General features: G+C 60.3%; 13 protein-coding genes. 3 read left to right on the top strand and 10 right to left on the bottom strand.

The window, feature by feature from the left end; all coding sequences use genetic code 11:
* The first annotated feature begins 204 nt into the window (after positions 1 to 204).
* The 3 genes from D1646_RS16485 (at position 205) to D1646_RS16475 (ending at position 3,000) form a co-directional block, all read left to right on the top strand.
* Positions 205 to 894: a D-lyxose/D-mannose family sugar isomerase gene (locus D1646_RS16485; protein WP_160637520.1), complete on the top strand. Its 690-nt coding sequence runs from the start codon at positions 205 to 207 to the stop codon at positions 892 to 894.
* A gap of 94 nt (positions 895 to 988) precedes the next feature.
* Entirely contained in the window at positions 989 to 2,044 is a 1,056-nt protein-coding gene (locus D1646_RS16480) for an FIST N-terminal domain-containing protein (RefSeq protein WP_160637519.1), read from the top strand.
* 14 nt (positions 2,045 to 2,058) lie between these two features.
* The gene (locus D1646_RS16475) at positions 2,059 to 3,000 is read left to right on the top strand and encodes a methyl-accepting chemotaxis protein (RefSeq protein ID WP_160637518.1); all 942 of its coding nucleotides are present in this window, start codon (positions 2,059 to 2,061) and stop codon (positions 2,998 to 3,000) included.
* 69 nt (positions 3,001 to 3,069) lie between these two features.
* On the opposite strand, the gene D1646_RS16470 is transcribed toward D1646_RS16475, so the two are convergent.
* From D1646_RS16470 to D1646_RS16430, 10 genes are all read right to left on the bottom strand, one after another.
* The gene (locus tag D1646_RS16470; protein ID WP_160637517.1) at positions 3,070 to 3,843 is read right to left on the bottom strand and encodes a hypothetical protein; all 774 of its coding nucleotides are present in this window, start codon (positions 3,841 to 3,843) and stop codon (positions 3,070 to 3,072) included.
* Positions 3,843 to 4,577, bottom strand: a complete 735-nt coding sequence (locus D1646_RS16465; protein ID WP_347565239.1) for an ABC transporter ATP-binding protein — start codon at positions 4,575 to 4,577, stop codon at positions 3,843 to 3,845. The genes D1646_RS16470 and D1646_RS16465 overlap by 1 nt, the downstream gene beginning before the upstream one ends.
* Positions 4,574 to 4,933, bottom strand: a complete 360-nt coding sequence (locus D1646_RS16460) for a GntR family transcriptional regulator (protein WP_160637515.1) — start codon at positions 4,931 to 4,933, stop codon at positions 4,574 to 4,576. The genes D1646_RS16465 and D1646_RS16460 overlap by 4 nt, the downstream gene beginning before the upstream one ends.
* Positions 4,934 to 5,398: 465 nt before the next feature.
* Complete coding sequence (locus tag D1646_RS16455; protein WP_160637514.1) at positions 5,399 to 5,575, bottom strand: hypothetical protein; 177 nt, start codon at positions 5,573 to 5,575, stop codon at positions 5,399 to 5,401.
* A gap of 3 nt (positions 5,576 to 5,578) precedes the next feature.
* Complete coding sequence (locus D1646_RS24020) at positions 5,579 to 5,785, bottom strand: hypothetical protein (protein ID WP_201754727.1); 207 nt, start codon at positions 5,783 to 5,785, stop codon at positions 5,579 to 5,581.
* A 69-nt stretch (positions 5,786 to 5,854) separates the two neighbouring features.
* Entirely contained in the window at positions 5,855 to 6,412 is a 558-nt protein-coding gene (locus tag D1646_RS16450) for a hypothetical protein (RefSeq protein ID WP_201754726.1), read from the bottom strand.
* Between the two features lie 115 nt (positions 6,413 to 6,527).
* Positions 6,528 to 7,421 (bottom strand): LysR family transcriptional regulator, encoded by an 894-nt coding sequence (locus D1646_RS16445; RefSeq protein WP_347565238.1) that lies wholly within the window; start codon positions 7,419 to 7,421, stop codon positions 6,528 to 6,530.
* Positions 7,422 to 7,465: 44 nt separating this feature from the next.
* A complete protein-coding gene (locus D1646_RS16440; protein WP_160637513.1) occupies positions 7,466 to 8,572 on the bottom strand; it encodes a flavodoxin in 1,107 nt (368 codons plus the stop codon).
* A 26-nt stretch (positions 8,573 to 8,598) separates the two neighbouring features.
* Positions 8,599 to 10,287 (bottom strand): flavodoxin, encoded by a 1,689-nt coding sequence (locus D1646_RS16435; protein WP_347565237.1) that lies wholly within the window; start codon positions 10,285 to 10,287, stop codon positions 8,599 to 8,601.
* Positions 10,284 to 10,823, bottom strand: coding sequence for a flavodoxin (locus tag D1646_RS16430; RefSeq protein ID WP_160637512.1), 540 nt, complete (start codon positions 10,821 to 10,823; stop codon positions 10,284 to 10,286). Before D1646_RS16430 ends, D1646_RS16435 begins: the two co-directional genes overlap by 4 nt.
* Between the last annotated feature and the right edge of the window lie 106 nt (positions 10,824 to 10,929).

The following is a 10,929-nucleotide window of genomic DNA, read 5'->3' as shown; positions in this document are numbered from 1 at the left end:
TTTTTCTTGTGTTGCACTTCATATGATAATCTTTCGGCCCCCTTTGCCAAAGGGGGCAAGCGGCTTCGCCGCTTGTGTGGGCCTGGTCCATTCTGCAAAATTTGTCTGCTTCGTGACGCAAAGGATAGGAAATCTCCAGTTGACAAGGAAAATCCTCCGTGATAGCATGGAAGATAGAAGCCCTGCAGAAAGGACGATGATATTGTGAAACGCTCTGAGATCAACGCCGTCATCAAGGAATTTGAGGCCATGCTGAGGGAGTACCGGTTTGCCCTGCCCCCCTTCCTCGGCTTCACCCCCGGGGAGTGGGCGGAGAAGGGCCGTGAGTACGATGAAATCCGGGACAACGCCCTGGGCTGGGACATCACCGACTATGGCAAGGGGGACTTTGACCACTTTGGCTTCTCCCTGATAACCCTCCGCAACGGAAACCGGGCCATGCCGGACAAGTACCCCAAGGTGTATGCGGAGAAGGTGCTCTACCTGCGAGAGGGCCAGTACGCCCCCAACCACTTCCACTGGTACAAGACGGAGGATATTATCAACCGGGGGGGCGGCAACGTGCTCATTCGGGTTTACAACTCCCTGCCGGACGAGGAGATTGACTATTCTTCCCCTGTCACCGTCCACACCGACGGGCGGACCTACACCGTCCCCGCCGGCACGCAGATCCGCCTGACCCCCGGGGAGAGCATCCACATCCAGCAGCTGCTCTACCACGACTTCTCGGTGGAGGAGGGCACCGGCCCCGTTCTGCTGGGCGAGGTGAGCCAGTGCAACGACGACAACACCGACAACCGCTTCAATCCCCCGGTGGGCCGCTTCCCCGCCATTGAGGAGGATGAGCCCCCTTACCGTCTGCTGTGCAACGAATATCCCCCCGCCCAGGACTAGCCGCTGCCCCCCGATTTCAGTTCGCTTTATATTGACATTCGGATATTTTTCCCATATAATGAAACACTCAGTATGATATACGAGGAGGCAGGGCATGAAGCAGTTTTTTGGAATGAGTCAGCGCGGAAATCTGGACGAGGCGCTGCAGGGTCTCATCCATCCCCAGTTCATTATGCTATTGTCCAACAGCGATCAGTTTAAGGAACACGTGGCGGCGCTGGAGCAGCGCTTCCCCGGGGTCCCCAGCATTGGCTGTATTGGAATGTGCTATAAGACCCACGTAGTGGAGCACGGGGTCGGGATCATCGCCTTCACCGACGGGGTTGCCGCCGTTGCCAATGTGCTGGAGGAGGCGTCCACCATGCCGGTGAAATACATACAGCGTATGGAGCGGGATATGCAGGCGCTGGGCGGCTCCAGCCGGGACACGGTCTGCATTGATTTCTGCTCCGGCAACGACGCCTGCGTGCTTACCACCGTGGATACCGCGCTGCGCAAGCGGGGCATCTCTCTGGTGGGGGGCACCGGCGACCAGGGCCAGGTGTCGGTAAACGGGCAGGTCTACCAGGACGCGGTGGCTTACGCCCTGGTGCGCAACCAGAGCGGCCGGGTCAAGACCTATAAGGAGAACATTTATCACCAGCTGGGGAACTACCGCTTTGTGGCCTCCAACACCGACCGGGCCAACTATGTCCTGGGGGCGCTGAACGGAAAAAGCGCCAAGCAGGTCTACCAGGATATCCTCCATGTGACGGACGAGGAGATCCTCACCCGCACCTTTCAAAATCCCTTCGGCAAGCTGAATGGAGACGACACCTGCATCATCTCCATCAAGGAGGTCCGGGGCAGCGCGCTGGCCTGCTTCCGCCAGGTAAACGACTCCGACGTGCTCATCCTGCTGGAGCTGGGCGACTACCGGGCCATTGTACAGGACACCATCCAGCAGATCTGTCACGATTTCCCCCACCGCTCGGCCATTTTTTCGGTAAACTGTCTGTTTCGCTATAAGCTGTTCTCAGAGCAGGGCTATATGCAGAGCTATCTGCGCGATATGGCGGCTCTGGGCAATCACGCCGGCTTTGTGGGCTATGGGGAGCACTACAACAACCGCTTTGTCAACCAGTCCATGACCTGCGTGGTCTTTGAATAAAGGAGTGAAGCGCGATGTTTCTGCGAAAAAAGAAGGGGCAGCCTCAGCGGGCATCCCAGGAGAAGAGCCTCTATCCGGTGCTGTACATTGCCGACAGCTTAAAGAAATATCAGCAGGAGCTGGTGAAAAAGGAGGTGGTCTCCCTGTGGGAGCTGAGCCAGATCGGCGCCTCCTTCGGCGGCGTGCTGAAGGAGGGGGACCGCTTTCAGACGAAGCTCCAGGACCTGGGGGCCTCCTTCTCCAATATCAACGAAACGGCGGAGCAGTTCAGCCAGGTGCGGGGGGAAATCGGGCAGGCGGTGTCCGAGGCCAGAGGGCGGATGTCGGAGCTGGGACAGACCTCTATGCAGGTGCAGCAGTCCTACGACACCATGGCGGAGACATTCTCCCAGCTGGCGAAGGCAATTAAGGAAATTCAGCAGTCCATGAGCAAAATTGTCTCCATTGCGGAGGAGACTAATATTCTGGCCATTAACGCCTCCATCGAGGCCGCCAGGGCGGGTGCCGAGGGGCGGAGCTTCGCCGTGGTGGCCGCCCAGGTGAAGCAGCTGTCGGGAGAAATCCAGTCGCTGGCAGGTGAGGTGGACAGCGGAGTGAGCGAGGTGGAGGCCCGCGCCAATGAGCTGAGCGAGAGCATCTCCACCTCCCGGGAGACCCTGAACCAGAATGTGGGCATTATGTCCCAGGCGGAGGGCAGCTTTGAGCAGATCACTGCGGCGGCGGAGGGAGCTGTGTCGGTACAGAGCGGGATCTCTGCCGTCATCGAGGCCTCCCGCCAGGAATTGCAGACCCTGTGCCAGTTCTTTGACCAGATCAAGAATCAGTATCAGGAGGTGGTCAAGCACATTGACTCCACCAGCCGGCTGGGCACCACAAAGAGCGCCATGTTTGAGGACATGGACAACATGATCTCTCAAATTCCGCCGCTGGTCAAAGACCTGGAGGCGGGCGTGTAGCGCGCAGGACCCCGCCCATTCCTTCCATAAAAACAACTGCCTGGATCGTCTCGCTCCAGGCAGTTTTCTTTACTCCAGATTCAGCTTGTGCTCTAAAATCCAGCATACGGCGGCCAGACACACGCCGGCGGGAAGCAGCATAATGACGCTGGCGGTGAGCATAGAGCCGTAAATGTTCTCTGTGGCCATCCCCATCAGCTGCCTGGCGATGTGCAGAGAGAAGAACCGGCCATAGACGTTGAACAGCAGCACATACAGCCCGATAAAGGCGGCCGCGCTGGCCAGCTTCCGGCGGCGGGGGAACAGGTGGCCCAGGGAGATGGACAGGTAGAGGATGGCGATGTTGACCGTTATCAGGGAGAGCAGTAGCAGGCAGAACTCCCCCAGCAGGACCAGGGCGTCGAGGTGCTTGAACAGCCCCCAGAACAGCCTCCACCAGGGGAACTGTACCAGGTCGCTCCAGCGGATGCGGGACATGATGAGGGGGGAGATCAGCGCCACCGCCGTGCTGCCGACGCAGGCGGTCAGGGCACAGATCAGCTTGGAGATCACCAGATGCCAGGGGCGGACGGGAAGGGTGTGCATCAGGTAGCCCTCGCTGCCCAGCAACCCCCGGGAGAAGCGCTGGATGACAAACAGGATGGAGATAATGAACATGGCCGTACAAACCGCCACCAGCACAAAAAACAGCAGACCTGAGCCGGTCTCACCCACCAGCTTGGCGGCGTACCGGTCATCCAGGGTGTACCGGTTGACCAGCGACATGACTAGGGCCGCCCCCCACACCAGGGAAAACTGCTTCCACATGGCCCGAAAGTCGTACTTTAACAGCTTGAGCAGCATCAGAATCCCTCCTTTTCCCCGTCAAACATGGGCTCCGTCCGGAACAGCTCACGGAAGAGGGCGTCCACGCTCTTGCCCTCCTTCTCCCGCAGGGTGTCCACCGTCTCGTGGAGCATCACCCTGCCCTGCTTCAGGAAAATGGCCTCGTCCAGCACCTTCTCAATGTCAGAGATCAGGTGGGTGGAGAGCAGGACGGTGCCCTCCTCGTTGTAGTTGGTCAAAATGGTGCGCAGGATGAAGTCCCGGGCCGCCGGGTCCACGCCGGCAATGGGCTCATCCAGCAGATAGAGCTTGGCCGCCCGGGCCATGACCAGCACCAGCTGTACTTTCTCCTTGGTGCCCTTGGACAGGGTTTTCAGCCGGTCCCGGGGCTCGATCCCCAGGCTGGCGCACATGGCAATGGCCTTTTCATAGTCAAAGTCGCCGTAAAAATCCCGGAACAGGTCGAACAGGTCCACCGCCCTCATCCAGTCGGCAAAGTACATCCGGTCGGGCAGGTAGCTGATGACGGACTTGGTATAGGTGCCGATGGCGGAGCCGTCCACCGCCAGGGTCCCGGTGGTGGGCTGGATCAGGCCGCACAGCAGCTTGATCAGGGTCGTCTTGCCGCTGCCGTTGGGCCCCAGCAGCCCCACGATCCGCCCCGGCCCCACCTCCAGATTCACATCCGACAGGGCGGGGCGCAGGCCGTAGGTCTTGTACAGCCCCCGGCACTGAATCAAATAGTCGCTCACTGAAATTCCTCCTTTAACAGCTCCATGGTCTGCTCCCGGCTGTAGCCCAGGGCGGCCATGGAGGCGAAACATGTTTGGAGCACCGCCTCCGCCTCCCGCAGGCGGGCCGCCTCCAGCGCCGCCACATCTTGAGTTACCAGACGGCCTGCGGTGCGGTCGGCCCGGGCCAGGCCCTCCTGCTCCAGCTGGGCCAGAGCCCGCTGCATGGTGTTGGGATTGACCCCCGCCTCCGCCGCCAGCTCCCGCACCGAGGGCAGGCGGCTGCCGGGGGGATAAGTCCCGGTGATGATCCGCCGGGCCAGCTGCTGGCTGAGCTGAAGCCAGATGGGCCGGTCATCCTCCAGCTTCCAGGCCATGGGCGTCCCTCCTTGTATGATTGTATTAGGTGAATAATATAATAATACAAAATCCCGCTTCTGTCAAGCCCCAAAATATTTTTCTCTTTCATTCGTAAAGTAGAGAAAATCGGAGAGAAAATACTGGAAAAATCCCCGGATACTCATGAGTATGTGGTAGATTCCATGCCGGTCATGCTTGCCCAACGTTCCAACAGTACTGGTGCAAAGGTAGGGCGGCCACTATACAATAAATGCTTCAATTCCACTCGAAAAGAGTGGTACCATGGGGTGAAGCTGCACATAATCGCCATGCTTCGGCCTGGAAAGCTGTCTGTTCGATTATGTCTCAGGTCAGTCAGGTATCCTTGTGTGACCTCTGAGCCGCTCAGAGAATGGAATATTGATATACTTGTTCCGCGCAAACGGTCTGCTCTTTCATATCTTTGCTGCCCTTGCTTTTATTGCCATTTCTTTGGTTTTCTATTATTGATTGACATTATTATAGAACCGGGTCGCGCCCAGATACTTCTCCTCAGTGGCGGAGTGCAGTCCCAGGTAGCCGTTGCCCAGACAGAAATTGGCCTCCACTTTGCCTGGGGCGGTGGGGTCAAAATCGGTTTCGATGATCTTCCACTCGTTGGCCTTGCTGAAATCAAGCATGTATTAGTCTGGGTCGGGCTTGGAGTGGGTGATGTCGGCGCCGTCGGCGATGGCGTCAAAGAAGTCCCCCGGGCCGATCCGTTCCAGGATGGACTTGGTGTTCTTGCTGGATGAGCCGATGGACAGTTTGAGGTTGGCGCTGGCTTTCTCAATGCCGCCGTTGGTGTAGGGCGGATTGTAGTAGACCTCCACCACGTCCTTACCTGCCACGCTGCCGGTGTTGGTGACGGTAACGTCGAACGTAATGGTCCCATTGCGTTCGGAGATGGGGCCCTTTTCCTAGCTGAAGGTGGTGTAGCTCAGGCCGTGGCCGAAGGGGTACTGGACCATCTGCTCATAGTCGATAAACCCTTCGGCGGCGGCGGGCTCAGGGAGGGTCCAGTCCTGCTCGAACATGGCCACGGCGGGACGGTCCGCCCGGTAGCTGGTGTAGAAGCTGCTCAGCTCAGTGTTGGTCTTCAAGCCGGCGTTTTGCAGGCCCTCCAGCAGAGAGACGATGTGGTAGGCGTCGTTCAGCGCACCGGAGCCGGTGCCGCCGTAGACCGGGTTGGTGGAGGCCCAGCCGAACACGTTGATGTTGGAGCTGGGAGCCAGAGACAGCGGGTTTTGCTGGTTCTCCAGAAGGACGATGCCCTCGTCGGCGATCTCCTCCACCCGGAGGACGGCGGCGTCGGAGGTCTCCTGGGTCAGGGTCCCGGTGCCGGAAATCAGGGCCAGAAGGGTGAACATGGGTCCGGTGCAGATAAGGGTTGAAACTGCATAACCCTTTTGGAACTTCTCCGCAGCCGTATTTTGCTCTGCAATAAAAGGCAGCTGAAAGGAAAGAAGGATAACCATAAAAAAATACCGACGCGCAATCAAGCTGCTCCTTGACTACGACGGCACGATTACGATTGAAGAAGGGGAATAAAAAATCGGAGAGGATAAATCCTCTCCGATTTTTCATTGCAATTTACTGATACACCGCCTGAAACGCGTCCAGTAACCGGCGCACCGCCGGGGACGGCTTGGGGGAATGGAGCAAGCCGAAGGATATTTTGTGGTCCCAGTCCACCGGCAGGACCTTCAGCAGCGGGTGAATCCCCGCCCAGGGGTCGATGGTGGTCAGCACCGCACTGCTGTTCTCGCACTGGTTGTAGACCTCCAGGCTGAAAAAGTCGAAATCCACAATGTTCACGCTGGGGTGGAGCTGCCACAGGTCGTCCCGCAGGATGTCCATGCTCTGGTTCCAGCCCCGCTGGATCAGCATCAGCTCCTCGCCGTAGAGGTCCTGGACGGTCAGGCTGTTTTTCTCCGCCAGGTGGTGATAGATGGACGCGGCGCAGCGGATGGGGGCCTGGAGCAGCTCCAGCCCGGCGCACTTGCGGGACTGCAAAAAGTTCTGGTCAAAGGCTCCGGCCACAATGTCGATGTTCTGGCCCAGGCTGCGCAGGATGTTCCGGGCGTTCTGCGGGGAGTTTTCAAAGGGGACCAGCTGGAATTTGATATCCGGGCACTGCTCCTGGATGGCGGGCCATAGCTTGAGGACAAACTGCCCCGGCGTCATGGGGGAGGTGCCGATGCGGACCACGTTTCCGCTGTCCTGCATGGCGTTCTTGGCCCGCACCACCGCCTCGTTGCAGTCCTGAATAATGCGCTTGGTATCGCCGTACATGGACTTCCCCGCCTCGGTGAGAAGCAGGCCCCGGTGGGTGCGGGTGAAGAGCTTCACGCCCAAGCCGTCCTCCAGCAGATTGATCTGCTTGATGACCGCCGGCGGGGTGATGAACATCTCCTCCGCCGCTTTGCTGAAGCTCCCCGCCTCCGCAACCCGGAGAAAGGTGTCCAGCTGGGGGTTGTACATCATGGAGATCATTCCTTTCAAACCGGGGAGGGTTTTCTGCTTGTTGCTTATCGGATGCTGTTAACCCAGTCGGTCACCTGGCTCTGGGGAGCGCCGCTGGAGAACCGCTGGCCCTCCAGCCAGGTTCCGGTACCGGCCATCTCGGCCAGCAGCTCACCGCTCTGACCCAGCCCGGAGGAAGAGGAAGTGCAGAAGGGGATCACCGTCTTGCCGGTGAAGTCGTTGTTTTTGACGAAATTGTCCACCGGCCAGGCGGCGATGCCCCACCAGATGGGGTAGCCGATGAATACCGTGTCGTAGTCCGCCCAGTTGTCCGGGGCCGTGGAGACCAGGGCGATATCCCGCAGGGACAGGTCGTCATGCTCGTCGTTGACCCGGCTGGAGGGGTCGGTCCAGTTCAGGTCGGCGGAGGTGTAGGGGGTGACGGGGATCAGCTCGAAGGTATCCGCGTTGAGGGCGTCGGCGATGTAGCCGCCCACCCGCTCTGTGCTGCCAGTGGCGGAGTAGTAGACCACCAGGGTACGGGAGCCGGTGTTGGGGGTGCTGGGCTGATTGGCGGTGAGGTATCCCCGGAGAATCACCGCCAGCTGAGCGCGAGTGGTGTGCCCCTGGGGGTCAAACCGTCCATCGGTGTAGCCGCTGACGATCCCGTTGGCCCGGGACCAGTCCACCGCCTGGGATGCGTAGGAGGAGATAGCGGACTCATCAGTAAAATCCTGTCCCTGCTCCGCCGCGGGGCTTCCGGAGTACCGCCAGAGGATGGTGACGATCTGTTCCCGGGTTATGGGGTCCTCGCCGCCAAAGCGGTCGTCAGCGTAACTGGCAATCACACCGTTGGCCTTGGCCCAGGCGGCGGCGCTGGCGTAGGGGCTGTTGGCGGGGATATCAGTAAAGTCCGCCGCCCCAACAGCGGGGCTTCCGGCGGCCCGGTAGAGGGCCACCGCCAGCGCGGCCCGGCTGGCCTCGGCGTCAGGGGCAAAGCTCGTACTGCCGGCAGGGTCCATCAGGTTGTGTTCGGTGACATAGTTCACCGCGTCGGCGTACCAGACATCGGCACTCACGTCGGTGAACTCCGCCGCCAGGGCGGCAGGGGCCACAGCCAGCAGCATAACTGCCGACAGCAGCAGGGACAAAAACCGTTTTACATTTTTCATTTGAATCGCTCCCTTTTGTTTGTTTTTTAGGAAAGGCCCAGTCCGTTGACCCAATCGGTCACGTCCGACGCGCTGACGCTGCTGCGGAACCGCTGGCCCTCCAGCCAATTTCCGGCGCCGGCCAGCTGGGCCAGCAGCTCACCGCTCTCCCCAAGGCCGGAGGAAGAGGACGTGCAGAAGGGAATCACCGTCTTGCCGGTGAAGTCGTTGGCCTTGACGAAGCTGTCCGTGGGCCAGGCGGCGATGCCCCACCAGATGGGATAGCCGATGAACACCGTGTCGTAGTCGTCCCAGTTGTCCACCGTATCAGCGGTGAGCGCCACGCTGCGCAGGGCGGGGTCGTCATGCTCCTGGCTGACCCGGCTGTCGCTGTCCGTCCAGTCCAGGTCGGCGGAGGTGTAGGGCTCGGCGGGGACGATCTCGAAGAGGTCGCCGCCGGTGGTGTCGGCGATGGTCTGGGCCACCGCCTGGGTGCTGCCGGTGGCGGAGTAGTAGGCCACCAGGGTCTTGCCGCCCTCGCTGTTGGAGGGCTCAGCGGGGGCGGGGCTGGACACCACCGCACCGCTGCCGCCGTCGGAGCTCACGTTGGCCTGAATCCAGGCCTCCACATGGTTGGCAATCACATCGTTGTTCAGGTCCTGGAACATAAAGTGGTCGTTGCCGGTAATGCCCTCCTCGGGCAGACGGACGATGGTGCTGTGTCCGCCCGCTGCGGTGTAGGCCGCGGTGAAGGCGTCGGCGGTAGAGGACATCATCCCCCACATCCCCGCCGCCGGAACGCCGGTGAACTCCGGGCCGATATAGTCGCCGTAGTAGAAGGTGACGGGAATGTTTTTCGCCAGCAGGGCATTGTAATCCTCGCTGTCCACCATGGGGGCCATGCCCGGCTCGATGGCCACAATGGCGGCGATGTGGTCGGTGTACCGGGCGGTCTCCCAGCCAGGCATCCCACCCTGGGAGTGGGTCACCAGGATGGAGCCTTTTCCGGTGCGCTCATAGACCTCGTCAATGGTGGCGGCAACCGCCTGAGCTACCACGGTCACGTCAATGTTCTGGTCGCCGTTGGCGGCGTCCATGGCGGTGTCCGGGGTCATCTGGCGGAAAAACTGGTCCAGGACCTCCTCACCCTCGGGAAACTGGGAGCCCTCGTTGCGGGTAAACTGGCCGTCCAGGTAGGTGCCGATGCGGAACTGGGTGTACCAGGTCTGATCGGAGGGCTCGGTGGTGATGGTCCCGGCCACAGAGGTCTGGCCCGCCTCACCCCGCCGGGGCTGGTCGATTAGAAATACGCTGTGGCCCATTTTCAGGAACAGGTCGGACCAGCCCTCCCGGCCGTCGGGGGTTGTCATCCAGCCCATGCGGGACTGGCCGTAGCCGTGGAGGAACACCATGGGCAGGCCGGTCTCCTCCGCCGGGATCTGGTAAAACACGTTGGCGTGGTCCACATGGGAGGTGGAACCCTCCCGGGACATATAGTAGTTGGAGACATCAAAGGTGCCGTCCGAGGTCAGCACCGTGCCGCCTGCGGAGAACATCCCCTGCTCCTTGATGACTAGTGCGCCATCGGGCAACACCGCCTCCTGCTGCGCCTCACCCTGGGGGCCACCGGGCGTTTGTGCCGGTGTGCCGTCATTGGGGGGCGTATCACACCCGGCCAGCAGAGACAGGGACATTGCCCCCGCCAGGGCCAGAGAAAGCCATTTCTTGAGTTTCATATCAATTCCTCCTGGTTTTCCAATTTCGTGTTGTTCAGCCAATCCTCCAGCACGTCCATGCTGTATTTCACGTCCGCGCTTCGGATGGGCAGGCCGGGAAGGATACGGGCTCCGGGGCACAGCCGGCGCAGGTCGGCTTCGCTGCGGCCCATGCCGTCCCCCTCGTGGATGCAGAAGGGGAAAATTGTCTTTCCGGAGAAATCCAGCTGCTCCACAAAGGAGATCACCGCCACCGGCAGGGTGTTCCAGTGGTTGGGGTAGCCCAGGTAGACCGTCTCATACTCCCCGAAGCGGTCCGGGAATCCCTTCAGCTCCAGCCGGACGTTGTGGTACAGGTCCTGCCGGGCCTGGTCGATGCAGGTGCAGTAATTGGGAGAATATTCCTGCACCGGCTCAATGCGGAAGAGGTCCGCCTGGGTCAGCATCCGCACCAGACCCGCCGCGATCTCCGTGCTGCCCACGGCCAGGTTCTGAATGCGGCCGTCCACATAGTTCTCTCCCCGCCGGGAGTAGTAGACGATCAGTTTTGGGGTCAATTTCGATTCACCTCCCCGATCACAGCTACATTTTACAAAAAATTCACTTGCATGGGAAGGAGAAAATAGCTATAATGGGTCACACCAAAGGGTTGGAGCGCAGAAG

It is taken from the genome of Pseudoflavonifractor sp. 60, from assembly GCF_009911645.1.
Classification (GTDB): Bacteria; Bacillota; Clostridia; order Oscillospirales; family Oscillospiraceae; genus Lawsonibacter.
The sequence above is the reverse complement of the archived record's forward strand: the minus strand, read 5'-3'. Positions and strand labels throughout refer to the sequence as shown.